This is a genomic window from Enterobacter sp. RHBSTW-00175 (genome assembly GCF_013927005.1).
Taxonomy (GTDB): domain Bacteria; phylum Pseudomonadota; class Gammaproteobacteria; order Enterobacterales; family Enterobacteriaceae; genus Enterobacter.
The window spans coordinates 3,756,775-3,779,642 of sequence record NZ_CP055930.1 but is presented as its reverse complement, the minus strand read 5'-3'; the positions used below and the strand labels follow the sequence as shown (position 1 = coordinate 3,779,642).

The 22,868-nt window shown below is 54.3% G+C and carries 18 protein-coding genes; 10 read left to right on the top strand and 8 right to left on the bottom strand.

Going from position 1 to position 22,868, the window contains the following annotated elements:
• Positions 1 to 48: 48 nt before the first annotated feature.
• Complete coding sequence (locus HV107_RS17970; protein ID WP_182060207.1) at positions 49 to 1,005, top strand: VirK/YbjX family protein; 957 nt, start codon at positions 49 to 51, stop codon at positions 1,003 to 1,005.
• Here the strand turns inward: HV107_RS17970 and HV107_RS17965 are convergent.
• Positions 1,002 to 2,660, bottom strand: coding sequence for an ATP-dependent endonuclease (locus HV107_RS17965; RefSeq protein ID WP_182060206.1), 1,659 nt, complete (start codon positions 2,658 to 2,660; stop codon positions 1,002 to 1,004). The two genes, HV107_RS17970 and HV107_RS17965, sit on opposite strands and share 4 nt — an antisense overlap.
• Positions 2,661 to 3,034: 374 nt before the next feature.
• Here HV107_RS17965 and aqpZ point away from each other — a divergent pair, with 374 nt between their 5' ends.
• The 5 genes from aqpZ (at position 3,035) to hcr (ending at position 8,871) form a co-directional block, all read left to right on the top strand.
• Entirely contained in the window at positions 3,035 to 3,730 is a 696-nt protein-coding gene (gene aqpZ, locus HV107_RS17960) for an aquaporin Z (RefSeq protein ID WP_014069553.1), read from the top strand.
• 101 nt (positions 3,731 to 3,831) lie between these two features.
• On the top strand, positions 3,832 to 4,986 hold the full coding sequence (locus HV107_RS17955) for an IS481 family transposase (protein ID WP_182059485.1): 1,155 nt from the start codon (positions 3,832 to 3,834) through the stop codon (positions 4,984 to 4,986).
• A 209-nt stretch (positions 4,987 to 5,195) separates the two neighbouring features.
• A complete protein-coding gene (locus HV107_RS17950) occupies positions 5,196 to 6,095 on the top strand; it encodes a lysine exporter LysO family protein (RefSeq protein WP_182060205.1) in 900 nt (299 codons plus the stop codon).
• 144 nt (positions 6,096 to 6,239) lie between these two features.
• Positions 6,240 to 7,892 carry a hydroxylamine reductase gene (hcp, locus tag HV107_RS17945; protein ID WP_182060204.1) on the top strand — a complete coding sequence of 551 codons (1,653 nt, stop codon included), beginning with the start codon at positions 6,240 to 6,242 and terminating at the stop codon, positions 7,890 to 7,892.
• A gap of 10 nt (positions 7,893 to 7,902) precedes the next feature.
• Positions 7,903 to 8,871 (top strand): NADH oxidoreductase, encoded by a 969-nt coding sequence (gene hcr / locus HV107_RS17940; protein ID WP_182060203.1) that lies wholly within the window; start codon positions 7,903 to 7,905, stop codon positions 8,869 to 8,871.
• A 53-nt stretch (positions 8,872 to 8,924) separates the two neighbouring features.
• Here hcr and HV107_RS17935 read toward each other — a convergent pair whose 3' ends face one another.
• On the bottom strand, positions 8,925 to 9,359 hold the full coding sequence (locus tag HV107_RS17935) for a DoxX family protein (protein ID WP_182060202.1): 435 nt from the start codon (positions 9,357 to 9,359) through the stop codon (positions 8,925 to 8,927).
• Between the two features lie 152 nt (positions 9,360 to 9,511).
• Between HV107_RS17935 and poxB the strand changes: the two genes are divergently transcribed.
• The 4 genes from poxB to HV107_RS17915 all read left to right on the top strand — a co-directional run bounded on the left by poxB (position 9,512) and on the right by HV107_RS17915 (position 14,827).
• On the top strand, positions 9,512 to 11,230 hold the full coding sequence (gene poxB / locus HV107_RS17930; protein WP_182060201.1) for a ubiquinone-dependent pyruvate dehydrogenase: 1,719 nt from the start codon (positions 9,512 to 9,514) through the stop codon (positions 11,228 to 11,230).
• A 37-nt stretch (positions 11,231 to 11,267) separates the two neighbouring features.
• Positions 11,268 to 12,269 carry a low-specificity L-threonine aldolase gene (gene ltaE, locus HV107_RS17925; protein ID WP_182060200.1) on the top strand — a complete coding sequence of 334 codons (1,002 nt, stop codon included), beginning with the start codon at positions 11,268 to 11,270 and terminating at the stop codon, positions 12,267 to 12,269.
• A gap of 14 nt (positions 12,270 to 12,283) precedes the next feature.
• Positions 12,284 to 13,720 carry an SDR family oxidoreductase gene (locus tag HV107_RS17920; RefSeq protein ID WP_182060199.1) on the top strand — a complete coding sequence of 479 codons (1,437 nt, stop codon included), beginning with the start codon at positions 12,284 to 12,286 and terminating at the stop codon, positions 13,718 to 13,720.
• 93 nt (positions 13,721 to 13,813) lie between these two features.
• Positions 13,814 to 14,827: an NAD(P)-dependent oxidoreductase gene (locus tag HV107_RS17915; protein WP_182060198.1), complete on the top strand. Its 1,014-nt coding sequence runs from the start codon at positions 13,814 to 13,816 to the stop codon at positions 14,825 to 14,827.
• A gap of 96 nt (positions 14,828 to 14,923) precedes the next feature.
• Here HV107_RS17915 and HV107_RS17910 read toward each other — a convergent pair whose 3' ends face one another.
• The 6 genes from HV107_RS17910 to gspL all read right to left on the bottom strand — a co-directional run bounded on the left by HV107_RS17910 (position 14,924) and on the right by gspL (position 22,859).
• A complete protein-coding gene (locus tag HV107_RS17910) occupies positions 14,924 to 16,723 on the bottom strand; it encodes a glycoside hydrolase family 19 protein (protein ID WP_182060197.1) in 1,800 nt (599 codons plus the stop codon).
• Positions 16,724 to 16,860: 137 nt separating this feature from the next.
• Entirely contained in the window at positions 16,861 to 17,313 is a 453-nt protein-coding gene (iagB, locus tag HV107_RS17905; RefSeq protein ID WP_182060196.1) for a type III secretion system invasion protein IagB, read from the bottom strand.
• A gap of 138 nt (positions 17,314 to 17,451) precedes the next feature.
• On the bottom strand, positions 17,452 to 20,181 hold the full coding sequence (locus HV107_RS17900; protein WP_182060195.1) for a glycosyl hydrolase family 18 protein: 2,730 nt from the start codon (positions 20,179 to 20,181) through the stop codon (positions 17,452 to 17,454).
• Positions 20,182 to 20,437: 256 nt separating this feature from the next.
• Positions 20,438 to 21,235, bottom strand: a complete 798-nt coding sequence (locus HV107_RS17895) for an A24 family peptidase (protein ID WP_182060194.1) — start codon at positions 21,233 to 21,235, stop codon at positions 20,438 to 20,440.
• Positions 21,232 to 21,717, bottom strand: a complete 486-nt coding sequence (gene gspM / locus HV107_RS17890; protein WP_182060193.1) for a type II secretion system protein GspM — start codon at positions 21,715 to 21,717, stop codon at positions 21,232 to 21,234. Before gspM ends, HV107_RS17895 begins: the two co-directional genes overlap by 4 nt.
• Complete coding sequence (gspL, locus tag HV107_RS17885) at positions 21,714 to 22,859, bottom strand: type II secretion system protein GspL (RefSeq protein WP_182060192.1); 1,146 nt, start codon at positions 22,857 to 22,859, stop codon at positions 21,714 to 21,716. Before gspL ends, gspM begins: the two co-directional genes overlap by 4 nt.
• Positions 22,860 to 22,868 lie beyond the last annotated feature (9 nt).

Genomic DNA, 22,868 nt, shown 5'->3' with positions numbered 1-22,868 from the left:
TATACCTCCTGCTGAAATAAAGGTCTGCCAAAAGAAGCGAGATCTATCATGTCTTCCATCGTCGACACACCTTTTTCACATCAGCCGCAACCCAAATCCGGCTGGCAGCTGTTCAAAAACCTGGCGTTTGGCAATCTCACGCCCGGACTTGCGTGGCATAACCCCTCTTATCGACGTAAATTCATGTTACGTTCGCTGGCAACGCCATTCAGCACCGCGCGTCTGCTGGCAAACCTGGCAAAACAACCCCGCTTAATGCAAATGCTACAGGTGCAGCCTGGTCTGCCGTGTCGTCTGCATCGCCCGTGGCTGACGGTCAATATGACCCGCCAGCACGCGCTTGAGTCTCTCAACTGGCATTACCAGGCGATGAGTCGCCATCTTCCGGCAACCCTGATGAACGGCTATTTGTCTAAACCCGGCATGACGCTGCTGACCCTAACAGGCAAAGATGAACAGCAATTTACCGTGCGTCTGTGCGCCGATGCCTTCCTCGATAAAGAAGGTGAAGCGACACTGGCGTTTTGCGACCATCAGAACACCGTTCTGGCTGAGATAACTTTTACACTGTGTCAGTTCGAAGGGAAATCCACGCTCTTTATTGGCGGGTTGCAGGGTGCAAAAGCCCATGTACCTCACGAGCTGATTCAGGGGGCGACGAAAGCCTGTCACGGCCTGTTCCCAAAACGTCTGCTGGTTGAAACCGCGATGACGCTGGGAACCGCTTTCCCGGTTGAGCAGATTGTCGCGGTGAGTAACGCCACCCACATCTATCGCAGCTGGCGTTATCGCAAGAAAAAAGAGGGCAAACTGCTGGCAGATTACGACAGCTTCTGGCTTTCCATTGGTGGTGAGCAACGTGATAACGGCAACTTCGTTCTGCCGCTCACGATGCCGCGCAAACCGATGGAAGAGATTGCGAGCAAAAAGCGCTCTGAGTATCGCCGCCGTTATGAGCTGCTGGATAGCCTGACCGATCAGGTTATCCAGGCAAGCCGAACTTAATCGGCTCTCCCGCGTGCCAGCCACAGCACGCGGGAGAACATTTTCCGCAGTAGCGTTGGCACTGACTCCACACCCCTTCTCGCTGCCTCTGTTGCCACTTCAATGGCTAAATCCGGTTTTGACGAACGATGAATTGCCTTCGCGATCACCCGGCGCAAATTCATCGGCACATCGACCGGCACCATCGCTACACGGTGGAAAACGTCATCAAATCCCTGACGATACATAAAGTGTTCCATGTCCATGGCCGGGAGCATGGTCAAATGGTCGCGTTCTTCTTCCCGCTCGTTATTCAACAGGCTGCGAACGGTAGCGGCGTATTTTTTACCCGCCTCGTCGCCGTCTACCAGAACGTGCCATTCAATTCCCATCCGACGGGCAAACTTGATGAGCGGTTTTAACCCCGACTGGGCAAACTCAATCACCTTAATGCCTTCGGCATCAAAATGGTGCCCACACAAGCGCGCCAGCTCGTTAATGACCCAGGTTTCCGTTTCCCCTTCCACCAGCAGCCAGCAGCGCGCAAAGAGCGATGAGGCGCGATTAAAGCGGATATGGAACGCGATGCGGCGGCCATCTTCCGCATTTAACCCACCCGGCCCTAACCGATAAGCAGAAACGCGTGAGGATTCGCGCACCAGACGGCAGACGTACTCAACGGGCGTGAGCGACAGCAGTTCCCCGGAGTTGGTGGTCGTGATGCGTTGCAGCGGCAGCAAATTCAGTAAATGCCACGCGACGGAAAGCATAATGGGATGCAGACGGGTTTCAGGATCTTCCACCAGCAACAACGGACGGGCGTCCCTGTCCAGCCGGACAGTACCTTTCGCCTGCAACAGTGTGGAAAATAGCCCCAACAGGATCACCCGGTGACTGCGCCCACCGGGTTTGTCGATCATCCGGTTGATAATGTCGAGATACCGCCAGCTTCGCTGTTCATCATGAGAACGGCGGCGCATCAGGCGGTTGCGAGATTGCGAGGTCCCCTGCTCGGAAAAGTAGTGTTCCAGCAGTTGCACCATCGCCGAGAGGCCCTGACGAATCTGGCCGTCGGTTAAATTTTGCGGGCGAGAAACCAGCTCGCGTGCCAGGAAATCCAGTTCACGTGCGGTGACTTCCACTTCCGGCATATTCGGTACGGTGCCGTTACGGATACGGCGCATAAATCGCGCATCGCGCAAACGCAGTACCGGTGTCAGGCGAATAAGGTGGTAGGCCAGTTCGTCGATGTTATCCAGCGGAATGGGGTTACCTTTCCCATCAAGGAACTCGCGCAGGGTTAACACGGTGTCGTTTTCGCCCAGCTCGCCTTCCAGGCGATAGAAGATACGGTGGAATTCGTCATCGCAGGGAACCCAGCACGGCGACATCGGGCGGAAGCGGCGCGCACAGTGTCGGCCCGGTTCTGCCTCCCGGAACGTCAGAATAATATGCAGATGCTTTTCACGCCCCGTAACATCGCCCGGAGGAAACCAGAAGTCATCGTGCACAAAGTGGTACAGTTTATCCTCCGGTGACAGCAGCAACGTGAGCGCATCCAGCAAACTGGACTTACCCCAGGCGTTCTCCCCAATCAGAACGTTGTTCTGCTCAAGCGTCAGCGACAGGCGGTTAATACCGCGAAATCCCACAATATCCACACGTTCGAGAAGCATAAATCCCCCGCGAATAGGTCGCTTTTTCCTTCAAGTTATCAGGAGTATAGCGGGAGGAAGCCCTGCATAACACTGTAATACACCTCAGTTATTCCGAAGCCGCACGAAAAAATCAGAATTTCCCCGCAACGTTTCATTTGAAATAGGAATTACCACACAAGATACTACCGCCCGAGAAGTGGACTATGCTGTATTAACCTTCATTTTGAACAAGGATTGACATCACATTGCCTTAAATCAAATTTATCGAATTTATTTAAGTGGCGAAGGGGTGTTGTTGGTTTCTAAAATAATGACTCTTTGAGTCGTCATCCCTTTATGACGATATAACCCGTATGCGGGAAAGTGTGCGGAAATTTATTATTGAGGTGGTTATGTTCAGAAAATTAGCGGCAGAATGTTTTGGTACATTCTGGCTGGTGTTCGGTGGCTGCGGCAGCGCAGTTCTGGCAGCAGCATTTCCAGAATTAGGGATTGGTTTTGTCGGTGTGGCTCTGGCATTTGGCTTAACCGTATTAACCATGGCGTTTGCGGTTGGACATATTTCTGGCGGTCATTTTAACCCGGCAGTGACATTAGGTTTGTGGGCTGGCGGTCGCTTCCCGGCAAAAGACGTTATTGGCTACATTGTTGCACAGGTTATTGGCGGCATTATTGCTGCGGGTGTTCTGTATGTTATTGCCAGCGGTAAAGCAGGCTTTGACGCAGCAGCCAGCGGCTTTGCATCTAACGGCTTTGGTGAGCACTCTCCAGGCGGCTACTCCATGATGTCAGCCATCGTCATTGAAATTGTGCTGACCGCAGGCTTCCTGCTGGTTATTCACGGCGCAACAGACAAACATGCACCCGCCGGTTTCGCGCCCATTGCCATTGGTCTGGCTCTGACGCTTATCCACTTGATCTCTATTCCGGTAACCAATACCTCGGTAAACCCGGCGCGCAGTACCGCCGTGGCGATTTTCCAGGGTGGCTGGGCGCTTGAGCAGCTGTGGCTGTTCTGGGTGATGCCAATCATCGGCGGTATTCTGGGTGGCGTGCTCTACCGCACTCTGCTGGAAAAACGCGATTAACTGTTTTCTCCCTCTCCCACCGGGTGTACGGTCCGGGGACATAGTGAACACTTGTTCGGGGACATGGTAGACACTTACAACTAAGGCATAAGAACCCGTTTATGGAGTCGCTTATGTCCTGGGATGCGAGAGATACCATGTCATTACGTACCGAGTTTGTTTTGTTCGCCTCGCAGGACGGGGCGAACATCCGTTCCCTCTGCCGTCGCTTCGGCATTTCACCTGCCACCGGCTATAAGTGGCTTCGCCGCTGGGCGGAGGAAGGGGCCTCCGGCCTTCAGGACCGCCCGCGCATACCGCACCATTCCCCGAACCGCTCATCTGACGACATCACTGCCCTGCTGCGTATGGCGCATGACCGCCATGAACGCTGGGGCGCACGCAAGATAAAGCGCTGGCTGGAAGACCAGGGGCACACCATGCCCGCCTTCAGCACCGTCCATAACCTCATGGCCCGTCACGGTCTGCTGCCGGGCACTTCACCGGGCATTCCCGCCACGGGACGGTTCGAACATGACGCGCCGAACCGCCTCTGGCAGATGGATTTTAAGGGCCACTTTCCCTTTGGAGGCGGCCGCTGCCATCCGCTCACCCTGCTGGACGACCACTCCCGATTTTCCCTGTGCCTGGCGCACTGTACCGATGAACGGCGCGAGACCGTGCAGCAGCAGCTGGTCAGCGTGTTTGAGCGCTACGGCCTGCCGGACCGGATGACGATGGACAACGGTTCTCCGTGGGGAGACACCACCGGCACCTGGACGGCGCTGGAGCTGTGGCTGATGCGTCTGGGTATCCGGGTGGGGCACTCCCGGCCGTATCATCCGCAGACGCAGGGTAAGCTGGAGCGTTTTCACCGGAGCCTGAAGGCAGAAGTGCTGCAGGGGAAGTGGTTCGCGAGCGGGGGCGAACTGCAGCGCGCCTTCGACCACTGGCGGACAGTCTATAACCTTGAACGCCCGCATGAGGCGCTGGATATGGCGGTACCGGGGTCGCGGTATAAGCCGTCAGAGCGGCAGTACAGCGGCAACACCACGCCCCCGGAATACGACGAGGGCGTGATGGTCAGGAAAGTGGATATCAGCGGAAAGCTGAGCGTGAAAGGGGTAAGTCTGAGCGCAGGCAAGGCGTTCAGGGGAGAACGGGTCGGGCTGAAGGAGATGCAGGAAGACGGCAGCTACGAGGTGTGGTGGTACAGCACGAAAGTGGGGGTGATCGACCTGAAGAAAAAGTCGATCACCATGGGTAAAGGATGTTAAAAAGTGTTCACCATGTCCCCGAACACCTGTCTACCATGTCCCCGGACCGTACACGGGAGAGGGTCGGGGTGAGGGCATCAGACCGCACCACCTACACAAGCCGGGTAAGGCGTAGCCGCCACCCGGCTTTCTTTTGCCGCTTTACTGGACAGCCTTTATTGGGTAGTGTCTCTGGCGCTCAACAGATACCCATAAGGACCCGGCTGTTCATGTTTTCAGGACTCTTAATCATTCTGCTGCCCCTGATTGTGGGCTACCTTATTCCGCTTCATCGTGAATCAGCATTAAGGCTCATCAATCGCTTCCTCAGTTGGATTGTCTACGTCATTCTATTCTTTATGGGAATTAGCCTGGCTTTCCTGGATAACCTGGCCGTCAATCTGCTTGCAATCCTTCATTATTCCATCGTGACTGTTGTGGTTATTTTGCTGTGCAATATCGCGGCCTTGTTCTGGCTCGAACGGACTATTCCATGGAAAAATCATCACCATCAGGAAAAGTTGCCTTCGCGAATTGCAATGGCGCTGGAATCATTAAAACTGTGCGGTGTGGTGGTACTGGGTTTCCTGCTGGGATTAACCGGATGGGCATTTTTACAACACGCTACAGAAGCCAGCGAATATACCCTGATATTCCTCCTGTTCCTGATCGGTATTCAGCTGCGAAATAATGGCATGACGCTGAAGCAGATTGTCCTTAATCGCCGCGGAATGATGGTTGCGGTGGTGGTGATTGCCAGTTCAATGGTCGCAGGTGTGATTAATGCCTTTATTCTCGACCTGCCGCTGAAAACAGGTCTCGCGATGGCTTCCGGGTTTGGCTGGTATTCGCTGTCGGGTATTCTGCTCACTGAATCTTTCGGCCCGGTCATTGGCAGCGCAGCCTTCTTTAATGACCTGGCGCGTGAGTTGATAGCCATTATGCTGATCCCGGGCCTTGTGCGTCGCAGTCGCTCCACCGCACTGGGGTTGTGCGGCGCAACCTCGATGGACTTTACCCTGCCGGTATTACAGCGTTCGGGTGGGCTGGAGATGGTGCCTGCCGCCATCGTGCACGGTTTTATTTTAAGCCTGCTGGTTCCTGTTTTGATGGCGTTCTTCTCCGCCTGATACTTCTTTGGCGGTAGCCTGTCTGCCGCCAAAATTGCGCTAAATCAATATCCCTCTATTTTGTAGCAGAAAGGGCTTTTCACCGTTCTGGCACAAGCATAATCTTAAAGATGTATATCAAATATAACTTTAACAGGTGTGATTATGTTTTGTGTGCAATGTGAACAAACCATCCGTACCCCGGCAGGCAATGGCTGCTCCTACGCGCAGGGTATGTGCGGCAAAACGGCAGAAACGTCAGACCTCCAGGACCTGCTGATTGCTGCCCTGCAAGGTCTTTCTGCATGGGCGTTTAAAGCCCGTGAATACGGCATTATCGACCACTACGTAGACAGCTTTGCACCTCGCGCATTTTTCTCCACGTTGACGAACGTAAACTTTGATTCCCCTCGCATTGTCGGTTATGCCCGTGAAGCCATCGCCCTGCGCGAAGCGCTGAAAGCACAATCCCTGAATGCAGACGCGAATGCCCGTGTGGATAACCCAATGGCCAGCCTTCAGCTGGTGAGCGACGACCTGGGCGATTTGCAGCGTCAGGCGGCAGAATTTACCCCGAACAAAGACAAAGCGGCGATTGGCGAGAACATTCTCGGCCTGCGTCTGCTGTGCCTGTACGGTCTGAAAGGTGCTGCGGCCTATATGGAACACGCTCACGTGCTCGGCCAGTACGACAACGATATCTACGCCCAGTACCACAAAATCATGGCATGGCTCGGCACCTGGCCTTCCGATATGAACGCTCTGCTGGAGTGCTCAATGGAAATCGGCCAGATGAACTTCAAAGTCATGAGCATTCTGGATGCCGGTGAAACCAGCACCTACGGTCACCCAACCCCAACCCAGGTCAACGTCAAAGCGACCGAAGGCAAATGTATCCTGATCTCCGGCCATGACCTGAAAGATCTGTACAACCTGCTGAAACAGACCGAAGGCACGGGCGTGAACGTCTACACCCACGGTGAAATGCTGCCTGCTCACGGCTATCCGGAACTGCGTAAATTCAAACATCTGATCGGGAACTACGGCAGCGGCTGGCAGAACCAGCAGGTTGAATTTGCCCGCTTCCCTGGCCCAATCGTGATGACCTCTAACTGCATCATCGACCCAACCGTGGGTGCCTATGATGACCGCATCTGGACCCGCAGCATCGTCGGCTGGCCGGGTGTGAGCCACCTCGAAGGTGACGATTTTGCACCTGTTATCGCCCAGGCGCAGCAGATGGCCGGCTTCCCGTACAGCGAAATCGAACACCTGATCACCGTCGGCTTTGGCCGCGAAACCCTGCTGGGTGCGGCCGATTCCCTGATTGATCTGGTCAGCCGTGAAAAACTGCGCCACATCTTCCTGATCGGCGGCTGCGACGGCGCACGCGGTGAGCGTAACTACTTCACCGATTTCGCCACCAGCGTTCCGCAAGACTGCCTGATCCTGACTCTGGCGTGCGGGAAATACCGTTTCAACAAGCTGGACTTCGGCAACATCGAAGGCCTGCCGCGCCTGGTCGATGCCGGTCAGTGTAACGATGCTTACTCTGCCATCATTCTGGCGGTAACCCTGGCGGAAAAACTGGGCTGTGGCGTGAATGATCTGCCGCTGTCACTGGTGCTCTCCTGGTTCGAACAGAAAGCAATTGTCATCCTGCTGACCCTGCTCTCCCTGGGTGTGACCAACATCGTGACCGGCCCAACTGCGCCAGGCTTCCTGACGCCAGACCTGCTGGCCGTGCTGAACGAGAAATTCGGTCTGCGTTCGGTCACCACCGTTGAAGAAGATATGCAGCAGCTGCTGAGTGCATAAGGAGCGATTCATGACGATGCCAACCTCACAATGTCCGTGGCGGATGCAGGTTCATCACATCCATCAGGAGACGCCGGATGTGTGGACGCTGTCACTGCTGTGCCATGACTACTATCCGTACCGTGCAGGTCAGTATGCGCTGGTCAGTGTCCGCAATTCCACAAACACCCTGCGCGCCTACACCCTCTCCTCTACGCCGGGTGTGAGCGAATACATTACACTCACCATCCGTCGGATTGATGACGGTGCGGGTTCACAGTGGCTGACCCGCGATGTGAAGCGCGGGGATTATATCTGGCTGTCTGATGCACAGGGTGATTTCACCTGTGATGATAAGACGGAAGATAAATTCCTGCTGCTGGCAGCGGGTTGTGGGGTTACGCCGGTGATGTCGATGCGTCGCTGGCTGGCAAAAAATCGTCCGCAGGCCGATGTGCAGGTGATCTTCAGCGTGCGTTCGCCGGAAGATGTGATTTTTGCCGACGAATGGCGTAATTACCCGGTAACGCTGGTAGCTGAAAATAACGCAACACAGGGTTTTGTTGCCGGTCGCCTGAGCCGTGAGCTGCTGCAAAGCGTGCCGGATATCGCGTCCCGCACCGTGATGACCTGCGGCCCTGCGCCGTACATGGATATCGTGGAAGACGAAGTGAAAGCGCTGGGCGTTAGCCGCTTCTTTAAAGAGCAGTTCTTTACCCCGGTGGCGGAAGCCGCGACCAGTGGCGTGAAGTTCACGAAGCTGCAACCGGCTCAGACCTTCTTTGGCCGCGTAGGCACTACGCTGCTGGAAGCGCTTGAAAGCAACAAAGTCCCCGTTGTTGCCGCCTGTCGCGCTGGCGTGTGTGGTTGCTGCAAAACAAAAGTGGTGGATGGCAGCTATACCGTCACCAGCACCATGACGTTAACGGACGCGGAAATCGCCGAAGGCTACGTGCTGGCGTGCTCATGTCATCCGCAGGGTGACCTGGTTCTCGCATAAAAAAGACAGCCCGGTGGCGCTGCGCTTACCGGGCCTACAACTTCAAACCCCGATTACTTATACGCGGGGTCTTTCCCCACTGCGTAACGCCCTGCCCCTAAAAATGCCACTGCCAGTGCGCCGATAAAGAAGTACACCAGGCTTTCAATGGCCCATGCGCCAACCGCATCCAGCGCGAAGGTTTTACCCGTTCCCACCATCAGCCACGCAATCACCATAGTAAACGCCAGCACCAGTGCCGCCGGACGCGTGAAAAGACCCAGAACAATCAGCACCGGGGCCACCACTTCACCAATTAACACACCGTAGGCGATAAACCCTGGTAACCCTTTTTCCACCAGCATCCCGCTAATGAATCCCACGCCACCAAACAGCTTATGCAGGCCGTGAAACAGCATCAGCCCACCCACGGCAAGTCGTAACAAGAGTTTGCCGAGATCGTCGCACGCTAGCTTTTTATTAACAGCAATTAACATTGCTTTAACCATCTGAAATTATTCCTGTTTTTACCCGAGGTATCATCAGATTATGACGAATAGTAACCAATGAAAAGCACCTTTAAATAAGGGGGATCCATCGGGCGTTGCGGCGAGTTTCATCTAAGCTTGTAGGCGGTATCACAAACAGGAGAAGGATCACCATGAAACAAACTGTGGCTGCATACATCGCAAAAACCCTTGAACAGGCTGGCGTAAAACGTATCTGGGGTGTTACCGGGGATTCCCTGAACGGGTTAAGCGATAGCCTGAACAAGATGAAAACCATCGAATGGATGCCAACCCGTCATGAAGAAGTGGCTGCATTTGCCGCAGGCGCAGAGGCACAGCTGACCGGCGAGCTTGCCGTTTGCGCAGGCTCCTGCGGGCCAGGAAACCTGCATCTGATCAACGGTCTTTTTGACTGTCATCGTAACCATGTTCCGGTGCTGGCGATTGCCGCACATATTCCGTCAACAGAGATTGGCAGCGGCTATTTTCAGGAGACGCATCCTCAGGAGCTGTTCCGTGAATGCAGCCATTACTGCGAGCTGGTTTCCACCCCGGAACAGATCCCTCAGGTGCTGGCGATTGCCATGCGCAAAGCGGTACTAAATCGCGGGGTATCGGTGGTGGTTTTACCCGGTGACGTTGCGCTGAAAGCCGCGCCTGAAAGCGCCAGCACCCACTGGTATCACGCGCCACAGCCCGTTGTTACCCCCACCGAAGAAGAGCTGAAAAAGCTGACTCAACTGCTGCGTTACTCCAGCAATATCGCCCTGCTGTGCGGCAGCGGCTGTGCGGGCGCGCATAAAGAGCTGCTGGAATTTGCCGGCAAACTTAAAGCGCCGATTGTCCACGCCCTGCGCGGCAAAGAACACGTGGAGTACGATAACCCGTTCGATGTGGGCATGACCGGGCTGATTGGTTTCTCCAGCGGTTTCCATACCATGATGAACGCCGACACGCTGATTTTGCTTGGCACCCAGTTCCCCTACCGTCCGTTCTATCCGTCGGATGCCAAAATCATTCAGATTGATATCAACCCGGCGAGTATTGGCGCGCACAGCAAGGTAGATATGGCACTGGTGGGCGATATCAAATCGACGCTTGCCGCGCTGCTGCCCCACCTGGAAGAAAAAACCGATCGTAAGTTCCTTGATAAAGCCCTGAGCGATTACCGCGATGCGCGTAAAGGGCTGGACGACCTGGCGAAACCGAGCGACAAAGCCATTCATCCGCAGTATCTGGCGCAGCAGATCAGCCATTTCGCCGACGACGATGCCATCTTTACCTGTGACGTGGGCACGCCTACCGTCTGGGCAGCACGCTACCTGAAAATGAACGGCAAGCGGCGTCTGTTGGGGTCGTTTAACCACGGTTCTATGGCCAACGCCATGCCACAGGCGCTGGGCGCTAAAGCCACTGCGCCGGAACGTCAGGTGGTGGCAATGTGCGGTGACGGTGGGTTCAGCATGTTGATGGGGGATTTCCTGTCAGTGGTACAGATGAAGTTGCCGCTCAAAATTGTGGTCTTTAACAACAGCGTGCTGGGTTTTGTGGCGATGGAGATGAAAGCCGGTGGCTATCTGACGGATGGCACTGAACTGCATGATACAAATTTCGCCCGCATCGCCGAAGCCTGCGGCATTACCGGTATTCGGGTGGAAAAAGCCGCCGACGTGGACGAGGCGCTACAACGCGCATTTTCACTCGATGGCCCTGTACTGGTGGACGTGGTGGTCGCCAAAGAGGAGCTGGCTATCCCGCCGCAGATCAAGCTGGAACAGGCCAAAGGTTTTAGTCTTTATATGCTGCGCGCCATCATTAATGGCCGTGGTGACGAGGTAATCGAACTGGCAAAAACCAACTGGCTCAGGTAAAACATCTGGCACGCCTCTTTAAATATAAGGACTTGCCATGATTGATTTACGCAGTGATACCGTTACCCGCCCAACGCGCGCCATGCTCGAAGAGATGATGGCCGCCCCGGTCGGGGACGATGTGTACGGCGATGACCCGACGGTAAACGAACTTCAACGCTACGCGGCGGAGTTAAGCGGTAAAGAGGCCGCGCTGTTCCTGCCAACCGGCACCCAGGCAAACCTGGTGGCGCTACTGAGCCACTGTGAGCGTGGTGAAGAGTATATCGTCGGTCAGGGTGCGCATAACTACCTGTATGAAGCGGGCGGTGCGGCGGTGCTCGGCAGCATTCAGCCACAGCCGATCGATGCTGCGCCTGACGGCACCCTGCCGCTCGATAAGGTCGCCGCAAAAATCAAAGCCGACGACATCCACTTCGCGCGCACAAAACTGCTAAGCCTGGAAAACACCCATAATGGCAAAGTACTGCCGCGTGAATACCTGAAAGCGGCGTGGGAATTCACCCGCGAACGCAAACTCGGCCTGCACGTTGATGGCGCGCGTATTTTTAACGCCATCGTGGAGTATGGCTGTGAACTGAAAGAGGTCGTGCAATATTGCGACTCGTTCACTATCTGCCTCTCCAAAGGTCTGGGCACGCCGGTTGGCTCACTGTTAGTGGGCAATGCGGATTACATTAAGCGTGCAAATCGCTGGCGTAAAATGACCGGCGGCGGAATGCGTCAGGCCGGGATCCTCGCAGCCGCAGGCTTGTATGCGCTGAAAAACAACGTCGCGCGTCTGAAAGACGACCACGACAATGCTGCCTGGATGGCTTCGCAACTGCGTGAAATTGGCGCAGACGTGATGCGTCACGACACCAACATGCTGTTTGTTCGCGTAGGCGAGGATAACGCGGCCGCGCTGGGCGAATTTATGAAAGCGCGCGGCGTTCTGCTGAATGCCTCTCCGATTGTGCGCCTGGTGATGCATCTTGATGTTAGCCGTGAGCAGCTTGCCCAGGTGGTGAGCCACTGGCAGGCATTTTTACAGCGTTAACAAAGGAGCGTAACGTGCCGCAACGTATTCTGGTGCTGGGTGCCAGTGGCTATATTGGCCAGCACCTGACGACGGTATTAAGCCAGCAAGGCCATCAGGTGCTGGCTGCGGCACGCAGTATTGGACGCCTGCAAAAGCAAAACCTGCCGAACGTCACTTGCCACAGCGTAGATTTAAACTGGCCGCAAGGTCTGACTACGCTGCTGGAAGGTGTCGACACGCTTTATTATCTGGTGCACAGCATGGGCGAAGGCGGTGATTTTATCGCCCATGAGCGCCAGGTAGCGATGAACGTTCGCGATGCCCTGCTGCAATCACCAGTTAAACAGGTGATTTTTTTAAGCTCTCTCCAGGCGCCTGTTCATGAGCAATCCGATCACCTGCGCGCGCGTCAGCTGACTGCGGAAACATTACGCAGTGCCGGGATCCCCGTGACCGAACTGCGGGCGGGGATCATCGTCGGGGCCGGTTCAGCCGCCTTCGAAGTGATGCGTGATATGGTCTATAACCTGCCGGTGCTGACCCCCCCACGCTGGGTGCGCTCACGTACCACGCCCATTGCGCTGGAAAACCTGCTGCATTATCTGGTGTCTCTGCTGGAGCACCCCGCTGACCAGCATCGGGTGCTGGAAGCCGCAGGCCCGGAAGTGTTGAGCTATCAGGAACAATTCGAACATTTCATGCAGGTCAGCGGCCGCCATCGCTGGCTGCTCCCCATCCCCTTCCCGACCCGCTGGATCTCCGTATGGTTTTTGAATGTCATTACCTCAGTGCCGCCAACCACGGCAAAAGCGTTGATCCAGGGGCTAAAACACGATCTTCTGGCTGACGATCGCGAGCTTCGCGCGCTGATCCCGCAAACGTTGATCCGTTTTGATGATGCTGTACGCAACACACTCAAAGAAGAAGAAAAACTGGTGAACTCCAGCGACTGGGGCTACGACACCCAGGCTTTTGCCCGCTGGCGCCCGGAGTACGGCTACTACCCGAAACAGGCTGGCTGTACGGTGAAAACCGCCGCCAGCCTGGAAGCCCTTTGGGAAGTGATTAACCAGATTGGCGGCAAAGAGCGCTATTTCTTTGGCAATATTCTCTGGCAAACCCGTGGCGCAATGGATCTGTTGATTGGGCATAAGCTCGCAAAAGGTCGCCCGGCTCATCCGTACCTTAACGTGGGCGATACCGTGGACAGCTGGAAGGTAATCATCGTTGAACCCGAAAAGCAGCTGGCGCTGCTGTTTGGCATGAAAGCGCCCGGGCTTGGGCGGCTCTGTTTTACCCTGAAAGATAAAGGCAGCCACCGTGAACTGGACGTTCGGGCCTGGTGGCATCCGCATGGAATGCCGGGCCTGTTCTACTGGTTGTTGATGATCCCGGCGCATCTGTTTATCTTCCGGGGAATGGCAAAACGCATTGCGCAACTTGCAGAACAAAAGAAGGAAAAGATCTAAATAAAAGTCTTATTCTTTCACCTTTCCCATTGCATACAGGCGTAATTCACGGAAGAATGCGCACGAAATTCTTTTTCAACACAGTGGATCGATATGAAGGTACTGGTTACCGGTGCAACCAGCGGCTTAGGCCGAAACGCGGTCGAGTTTCTGCGCAACAAAGGCGTTAGCGTCAGAGCTACCGGCCGCAACGAGGCGATGGGCAAGCTGCTGCAAAAAATGGGCGCAGAATTTGTTCATGCCGACCTGACGGAACTGGTTTCCTCACAGGCGAAAGTGATGCTCGCCGGTATCGATACGCTGTGGCACTGCTCCAGCTTTACCTCTCCCTGGGGTACGCAGGAGGCCTTTGATCTTGCCAACGTACGCGCCACGCGTCGTCTGGGCGAATGGGCCGTTGCCTGGGGCGTGCGTAACTTTGTTCATATCTCCTCGCCGTCGCTCTATTTCGATTATCACCATCATCGCGATATTCAGGAAGATTTCCGCCCGGCACGTTTTGCCTGTGAGTTTGCCCGCAGCAAGGCGGCCAGTGAAGAGGTGATCGATCTGCTGGCGCAGTCTAACCCGCATACGCGGTTTACCGTACTGCGCCCGCAAAGCCTGTTCGGGCCGCACGACAAAGTGTTTATCCCGCGCCTGGCGCAGATGATGCACCACTACGGCAGCGTGTTGCTGCCACGTGGCGGCGATGCGCTGGTGGACATGACCTACTACGAAAACGCCATTCACGCCATGTGGCTGGCAAGCCAGCCGGATAGCGATAAGCTGGTGTCTGGCCGTGCGTATAACATCACCAATGGTGAGCCCTGCACACTTCGCAGCATTGTTCAGCGGCTGATTGACGAGTTGCAAATCAACTGCCGTATTCGCTCTGTGCCGTACCCAATGCTGGATATGATTGCCCGCAGTATGGAGCGTTTTGGGAATAAATCCGCCAAAGAGCCTGCCCTGACGCATTACGGCGTGTCTAAGCTGAACTTTGATTTTACGCTGGATATTTCGCGCGCAGAGAACGAGCTGGGTTATAAACCGATTGTGACGCTGGATGAAGGGATTATCCGTACGGCGGCATGGTTGCGGGATCACGGGAAGCTGCATCGATAATTAAACGGGTGCGGCCTGATGCCCTCACCCTGGCCCTCTCCCACGGGGAGAGGGTACAAACACTAAAACGGCAACCCAAAGGTTGCCGTTTGTTTTTTACAGAGCCGTCCAGGCATCAGACCATGCCAGACCTGCGCCTGGTTCATAGTATGCCGGGGCATTGTTACACCAGCCACTGTACGGGAACGGTTTGCACTGGAACAGTTTACCGTGGTTGTTCACGATATCGCCTGCCTTGTACTTGTTGTTCGCGCTCCATGCAGCGTAAGAGCCGGAAGTCCCTTCATCCTGTGATGGCGTTGCCGCTTTCGCTTTCACGTTCAGCAAGTAGGTGGTGCTGCTGCTCAGCTCACCATCGCTGACGGTCAGGCTCACTTCGTACTGCTGCGCTGTCGCCGCTTCTGGCGCGGTAAAGGTCACAACCGCTTTGTCTTCACCGGTCACGGTCTGGCCATCCTGAGAGCGCCAGGTGTAGGTCAGTTTGTTACCGTCTTCGTCAGTAGAACCTTCAGCACTCAGAGAAACCTGCGCACCCGCTTCAACGGCACCGATTGGACCCGCAATCTGCGCCACTGGCGCGTGGTTTACCGCTGCCGGGGTTTCATCAGGTACTGGCGCTGGGGTTTCGTCCGGCACTGGCGTCGGGGTTTCATCCGGTGTGCTCGCTGAACCGTCGTCATTCACGATGTTCACGTTATAGAACTTCTGCACACACTTGGTGTAGTCGCCGTCTTTAAACGCACTGAATGGTGTCTGGTAGCCCACCAGCTGGCAGGCATAGGTCTTGCCGTCTGGTGTATCTGCGTTCCATCCCCAGTCCTGTTCCCAGTAAATCTTCAGCGCGCCCGCGCCGCCTTCATCGAATTGCTTCATGTTGGCGCAGCCAAGTACTTCGTCAGCCGGAACCTTAACGTTCAGATAGTTAGCGAACTCTTTGTAGTACTTAATACGGTTCTGAGACTGCGCAATTTCAGTCGGACCGCCGCACTCAACGCCACCGTTGATGATTTGGGTCGTCACGCCGAAACCAGGGACCAGGCCATTCGCTTTATCGTGATCGTTTGGCTGCCAGGTACCGTCAATCACCTGCAACATGCTTGGTTTTGGCGGCTGTGGGTAAGCGAAGAAGAAGATGGCGCTCGCCAGGTTCAACCAGGTATCCGCAACCAACTCTGGTTTTTCCAGCAGAACTTTAACATCGCCATACATCGCTTCGGAGAACGGACCGTAGTTATAGTTGTAGGACAACTGCTTCGCACCGCGACCAAAGTAGCTCAGGAAATCACCGTCTTTGTCTTTCCCGCACGGCCAGGTCTGACCCTGCCAGACGTCGGTATTACATTCGCCGTTGTAACCGCCCTTCTGGCCTTCGCTCCAGCCCATTTCACGCACGTAAACCAATGCCTGACGCCATTCGGCTTCAGGACGCCAGCTTTCGTGACCGCCCGTTTCCTGGGCAAAGTGAGCAAACATGGTTGCCAGCTCTTTACGGCAGATGGCGTCGCTATCACGACCATCTTTATAGGTGTCGCACAGCGCCGGGAATTTACCAACGGCTTTCAGGAAATTGCTGTAGCTATAATCTTTGGCGCGCAGCGGGAACAAGTACTCCCAGTCGCTCTCTTTCAGGATCCCTTCTACGCGTTTAACGTTTTCCGGGTTGGAAGCGCGGCCTGGCTCAATCTGCTCAACTGAAGCGTTGTCCAGCGTACGGATAGTATCCTTCACAGATTGCATCAGCGGAAAATCCGTCAGTTCTTTCTCTTTTTTCGCCAGATCGCTGGCTTTCATGGTGTAAGGCTCGCTGCTTTCTGCCTTCAGCATGGTGGCCTGAGCCATAACAGGTGCTATGCAAGCCCCTGCAATCAATACGCTCAGTAATGTCCTTTTATTCATCTCGGTTATTCCTGTTAAATACGATTATGTTAGTTAAAATCCCAGCTTATTTATTAATCCATTAATAAATAAGCTCCAGACAGCTGCTTTTCATTTTCTGAAGAATACTGAGGAGTACGCTTCAAAAAAGAAAAAACTCACCAGTTATTTCTCTCGTGTGTCTCAGATTTTAATTGCTGATACTTCGACCAGACTTTATGGGCGTACATCATACGCTTGGGATAATTTTCCTTTTTAAGCCCGGCGTTATACGCTCCCACAGCTTCCCAGTTATATCCATAAACCTTTATCATTCCTGAGAGAATAGATGCACCAACCATAATGGAGGTACAGGGCTCCGTCATCAGGCGGTATTCATCAATGCCTTGCCGTTCCAGTTCTGGGAAATGTGAGCTGTTAATTTGCATTAATCCAACGTCGTGCGTCCCGTCATGATTATTCCCGACAGCATATGGATTCATTCCTGATTCCACATTGGCGATGGCATAAAGCAGATAAGGATCGACATGATAATAATGGGCCGCCTTATTCCAGCAATTCGCACATGCGCTTTGACTCAATATTAATAACAGCAACAGTAAACGCTTCATTATTCACCCGGCGTGGTATATCGTCATTCTCCTTACACACATCCTGTTAACGTATTTGAATTTACTGACCACACCCGAAGCGGGGCATGGTCAGTGATTGTGGGCGGATATCACGCCCACAATTTCAGGCTCAGAAGATTATTTGCAGTCTGCCGACGCGCCTTCTTTCACCCATACATCGCTGTTGCCTGGTTTGTCGCCCTGAGTCCACCATTTTGCGCGGTACTCGAAGCCCTGGTAGGTCGTCTTGTCGCCGCCGTTGTAGACGGTGTCAGCGCGCCAGTTCATTTTCACCTGGCTTACCAGTTCCCATGCATCTGCACTAAAGCCTGGCTTGTTGCCCTGAGTCCAGTATTTCGCTTTCCATACCAGATTATCAGCGCTTACCATATCGCCATTGTTGTAGACTTTGCTGGATTCCCACGCAGCATATTTGCTGGCGTTGGCATCAACCGGGTTATCACAGCTGCCGGTCGCAGTGCCTTCATCAGCCGGTTTAGTACCTTCGTCTGCTGGGGTAGTGCCTTCATCTGCCGGAGTCGTGCCTTCATCAGATGGCGTAGTGCCTTCGTCAGATGGAACGACCGGGGTCGCTTTCGGCGCCACGTTAACCTGTACGTTGGACTGAACGCTGGTTTTACCATCGCTCACCACCACGCTCAGGGTGTAGGAAGAATCAGAGGTGACTTCCGGTGCAGTGATGTTCACGTTCGCGGTGTCAGTACCGGTCGCATTCATATCAGCAGGAACGCTCCACGCATAGGTCAGGGCATCGCCATCCGGATCCGCAGCCTGAACGTTCAGCGCGTAAGACTGACCTGCTTCCAGATTCACCGTCTGCATCTGGTTAACAACCGGTGCCTGGTTGGCTTTCGGTGCTTTGTTCAGAACCTGGACGTCAGCGGTGCTGCTCAGGCCTTTGGCATCAGTCACGGTCAGGCGGAACGCCAGAGTCTGGTTGCTGGTCACAGCACCAACAGAGAAGCTCGCTTTCGCTTTGTTGCTGTTGGTCAGGGTTACACTGGAGCCAGAAATCTGAGTCCATTTGTAGGTGATTGCATCGCCATCTGGATCGGTGGATGCAGAGCCATCCAGGGTTACCGTTGCCGGGCCGGTCACGGACTGATCCGCTGCCGCTGCCACTGGCGCATGGTTGGTGACGACAGGTTCAACAGGCGTTGAGCCCCCCATCAGGCTTTCGTTCATCGCATTCAGGATGTCGCCGTTATCAGAGTCGATAGACCAGGAGAACAGGCCGCCCAGGCTTTTCGCCAGCACGTATTTGCCTTTCGCAGTCGTCGAACGGGCATCTTCATAAGAGATCAGGTCGCCGGTAGATTTGTTAAAGACGTATGGTGCTTCCGCATCCGCGTCATAACCGTATTCCCAGCCTGGCTTGCCTTTGTATTCGTTCACAATCTGACGATAGTCAACTACGCCCGGTTCCCAGGTGCCTTTCACTGCGCCCGTTGCGGTACCGGTGAACGGGTTGTCGCCGGTGTAACCATGCACACCTGTCCAGCCGCGGCCATACATGCCCGCACCCACCACGATTTTACCTGGCTGTACACCCTGATCCAGCAGCGCATCGACGCCGTTAGAGGTGGTGTAGTTGGTGTCCGGACGCCATGCTGGTGCGTGCAGCGCCGCCTGGTGACCGAGTTCGGTGTTACTCCACGCGCCGTAGAAGTCATAGCTCATCAGGAAGATATGGTCGAGGTACTGCTGTACCGTGTTGTAGTCAACGTCTTCGATCTTATCTTTACCGGAACCAATTGCGGTGGTCAGCTCATAGGTACGACCGGTTTCTGCTGACAACTCGTTCAGCATGGTGCGCAGGTCATGCATCACTGCGGTGTAGGTGGCTTTATCCTGCTGAGGATTACCCAACGTTTCGTTCACGCCGCCGCCGCCCGGGAATTCCCAGTCGATATCTACGCCGTCGAAGAATTTCCAGGTCTTCAGGAAGTCTTTAACAGAGGCCACGAAGCGTGCACGGATCGCCGTGTCGTTCATTTTGTAGAACGGATCGGACATGGTCCAGCCGCCGATAGATGGCAGCACTTTCAGATCCGGATGGGCTTTTTTCAGCGCCATCAGTTGACCAAAGTTACCTTTGTACGGGTCGTCCCAGTTCGTCACGCCAGACTGCGGTTTTTGCAGAGCAGCCCACGGATCGTGAATGGCCACGGTGAAGTCCTGACGGCCCGCACAGGCGCGCTGAAGGGCCGCGAAGCTGTTACCATTTTCAACGGTTTTCAGACCGTCGTTGATGCCGTCGCCGCCGCAGATTGGAATGAAGCCATACAGGATGTGGTTCAGGTTAGATGCCGGGATTTTGTCCACCGGGAATTCACGACCGTACACGCCCCACTCGGGGAAATACGCCCCCACCACTTTATCGGTGTGCTGCGCGAAGGTTTTGTTGTTCTCTTGCAGAGGAACATTCAGCGGCAGCAGGTGGCTGCCGTCAGTATCGGCAACGATGATCAGCTTGCTTGCGCTTTTGGAGCACCCGCTGGCGTTACAGAGTTCAACCTGTTCCTGATAGCGGCCACCTTTTTTGACTTTAAAGGTTGCAGAGCCAGACGCACCGGATGCACCAGACCAAACGGTCTGACCGTCCAGCAGAACTTTACCGGTGGTCGGCGCATCGCCACTCCAGACGTTCCACTCAACCTTCACATCCACACCATCGTTGTGCACTTTAACGAGAGTACCGTAATCCTGTGCGGCCTGGTCAACTTCAACGATAGCAAACTTATCATTGCCACTGCTGATTGAAGGCGTACCTGGCGCGGCGGCAAATACAGAGCCGGATGCCGCTGCAACAAAAAGTGCCAGATATTTAGGCTTCATAAATTTCATTTTTGTTTCCTGATAAATTTATTCGTAATTAAATGACCCATATCTTCCTTTAAGACATGGAATTTTCTACATGCAATAGTTAAAACAATATAACTTGCGGGGTATTACTATAAATATTTACTACCTGAAAAATCTCTCTGTTAAAGAGACACGCTCCACTCCATCTATTTTATGTTTATTACGATACACGGAATAAAAAGCAGATACCTTTCATTTCCCCGTCGAAAAAAATTTCAAAAAACCTTGACCTGTACATTTAGAATGTGACAGAGAATACCTGCCCGATAAAAACAATCATGCCTGCAACAGATAAATAAGGGCCAAAAGAAATAGTTTGGTTATTTTTATTTAAATTATTAAATATGAAATAACCAATAATGCCGCTTACTGCCGCGATCAGCTCAACAGAAGGTAATGCCTGCCAGCCACACCATGCCCCCAGCGCCGCCAGCAGTTTAAAATCACCGTATCCCAGCCCTTCGCGCCCCGTCGCCAGGCGAAAAGCCCAGTACACCAGCCACAGCGAAAGGTACCCCGCCACTGCGCCAAAAAGCGCATCGCGCAATGGCAAAGAATGGTCGAACGTATGAAAGAGGAGCCCCGCCCACAACAGCGGCTGCGTCAGGCAATCGGGCAGTAACTGATGCTGCGCGTCAATCATTGCCAGCGGCAGGAGAAATGCGGCCAGCAGCCAGAGCGCGAGCAGTGCCTGCACATCAGGTACACACCAGGCCGTTGTGCCAAAAAACAGCGCGGTGAAAAGCTCAATCAGGAAGATGCGCAGCGGGATCGCCGTGCGGCACTGGCTGCAACGTCCGCGCAGAAACAGCCAGCTCAGCAGCGGAATATTCTCCCAAACCCTCAGCGAATGCTGGCACACCGGGCAGTGAGAGCCCGGGAACAGTAGATTGCCGCATCCCTCGTCTTCCATCACCATTGCCGGCACGCGCTCTGCCACAACCCCCAGAAAACTGCCCGTAATTGCGCCTAACACCGCACTCATTACGGGAAACCCAACAGGGTAAACCTCCCGGATCAGTGCGAAGGTATTCATGTTATTTTCATCCAGGTCAGTTGAATTTCGGCTTTGACATCGCTGATATGGTCAACAGGGGTAAGGTTCATTTTCTGCAACCGGACTCCCGAAGTCTGATTGATTTCACGCAACCAGTTTTTTAATTCATAAACATTCACCCGGCTCACCACGAACGATAATGTCTGCCCATCCTGGCGCACATCACTGAGCGATAAATTAATCTCATGAGCGCTATTTTCCACAACACTGCGTGGGTTATCCGTTTTAACCTGAAGCATCTGAAGATGGTTTTTATCAATTTCGACACGCATCCAGTTCAGGGTTTCCGTTTGTCGGGCCAGTGTTGATTTACTGCCCTGAATCATATTATCCAGCGGGATCACTCCGGCGTAGTACACCGCGGCGCAGCCTATTGCGGCGGCACACACTTTTAAGATTATTTTTTCTCTGGCGCTGTAATTCTGGTAACGCGATTTCAGCTGCGCGATTCGTTCTTTCATTTATATTTCCCTGTGATCATCGCGGTATAAGGCGCCTCTTTTGAAACTGGCTGTAGAGCAAAATCAAAATTAGCGCGCGTCTGGTTAACGAACTCCTGTGATGCCTGCGGGCTTTCCGCACTGACGCTCAGGGTCAGAACGCCTTGCGTCGCATCATATTCCAGTGCATTAATTTCCAGCGACGGCACGGCCTGTTTCGCTTTTTCCAGCTCATCCAGTTGCAGGAAGATCCCCTTACGCTGTTTCTTAATATTCTGGCCAAAATGGTATTTGATGTTGGTCTGCTGACGCATACTGGGGAAGTGGTGCTGGTAAACCTGCACAATCTCCTGCTGAACCTGGTTTTCTTCCTGCACCAGCATCCAGGCCATCGCCACACGCGGGCCTAACAGCAAGCCGAGCGACAGCAAACCGGCGGCAACGATCATCGCCTTTACGCCTTTCGTTACCCCTTTTTGCGCGCCCCGCGAACTGAACTCGCCGTGCAACACATTGATCTTACAAGCCTGCCACTGGGGCTGGATCAGCGCCAGCGGGTGCTGCCACGGCAAAGATTCATCCACGTCAATACCGTGCGGAACATCACCGTAGCAACGCACTTCGCTTTCGCCCGTTTTCTGCATCAGCATCGGGAGCAGTGCGCCATCCACCTCGCAGGCAGAAGCCGGAGCCAGACGCAGCCAGTAGTTATCTTCCAGTGCAACAACCGTGCTGCCGCCCGTGGTGCAAGGCAGCAGCCAGGCATCCGGTAACGCCTGGATGACGTTTAAGCCCACTTCGCGAAAACAGGCAAGCCACTGGCGCAGGCGCGTGGCATCGATCGCCACGGCATCCACTTCACGCCCTTTTTTGTTAAGCACCGTCCAGTGAAGGTTGTCCACCTCGCCAATTAATGTCTCTTCCGCCATCCATGAGAACGCCGTGCCCGGCGATGCCATGCCTTTTTTAGGTAGCGTAAAGTGGCGGAAGATCATGTCGCTCGTCGGGAGCAATAAGCACACGCGAGCGGCCAGAGAATGACTGGCAAGTGAGCTGAGTTCTGCCAGGTTATCCAGCGCTTCAACCTGCTGGCTACCGGATTCGCACCACCATAGTTTCCCGTCCTCGCGGCTGTCGGGACGAATAAAAAGTACCTGTTTCATAGATATCGA

Coding starts and splice junctions, on each gene's coding strand:
- ltaE (WP_182060200.1), top strand. CDS start 11,268: ATGATTGATTTACGCAGTGATACCGTTACCCGCCCAACGCGCGCCATG.
- HV107_RS17955 (WP_182059485.1), top strand. CDS start 3,832: ATGGAGTCGCTTATGTCCTGGGATGCGAGAGATACCATGTCATTACGT.
- HV107_RS17970 (WP_182060207.1), top strand. CDS start 49: ATGTCTTCCATCGTCGACACACCTTTTTCACATCAGCCGCAACCCAAA.
- HV107_RS17935 (WP_182060202.1), bottom strand. CDS start 9,359: ATGGTTAAAGCAATGTTAATTGCTGTTAATAAAAAGCTAGCGTGCGAC.
- HV107_RS17910 (WP_182060197.1), bottom strand. CDS start 16,723: ATGAATAAAAGGACATTACTGAGCGTATTGATTGCAGGGGCTTGCATA.
- gspL (WP_182060192.1), bottom strand. CDS start 22,859: ATGAAACAGGTACTTTTTATTCGTCCCGACAGCCGCGAGGACGGGAAA.
- gspM (WP_182060193.1), bottom strand. CDS start 21,717: ATGAAAGAACGAATCGCGCAGCTGAAATCGCGTTACCAGAATTACAGC.
- aqpZ (WP_014069553.1), top strand. CDS start 3,035: ATGTTCAGAAAATTAGCGGCAGAATGTTTTGGTACATTCTGGCTGGTG.
- iagB (WP_182060196.1), bottom strand. CDS start 17,313: ATGAAGCGTTTACTGTTGCTGTTATTAATATTGAGTCAAAGCGCATGT.
- HV107_RS17965 (WP_182060206.1), bottom strand. CDS start 2,660: ATGCTTCTCGAACGTGTGGATATTGTGGGATTTCGCGGTATTAACCGC.
- hcp (WP_182060204.1), top strand. CDS start 6,240: ATGTTTTGTGTGCAATGTGAACAAACCATCCGTACCCCGGCAGGCAAT.
- HV107_RS17915 (WP_182060198.1), top strand. CDS start 13,814: ATGAAGGTACTGGTTACCGGTGCAACCAGCGGCTTAGGCCGAAACGCG.
- hcr (WP_182060203.1), top strand. CDS start 7,903: ATGACGATGCCAACCTCACAATGTCCGTGGCGGATGCAGGTTCATCAC.
- HV107_RS17900 (WP_182060195.1), bottom strand. CDS start 20,181: ATGAAATTTATGAAGCCTAAATATCTGGCACTTTTTGTTGCAGCGGCA.
- poxB (WP_182060201.1), top strand. CDS start 9,512: ATGAAACAAACTGTGGCTGCATACATCGCAAAAACCCTTGAACAGGCT.
- HV107_RS17895 (WP_182060194.1), bottom strand. CDS start 21,235: ATGAATACCTTCGCACTGATCCGGGAGGTTTACCCTGTTGGGTTTCCC.
- HV107_RS17950 (WP_182060205.1), top strand. CDS start 5,196: ATGTTTTCAGGACTCTTAATCATTCTGCTGCCCCTGATTGTGGGCTAC.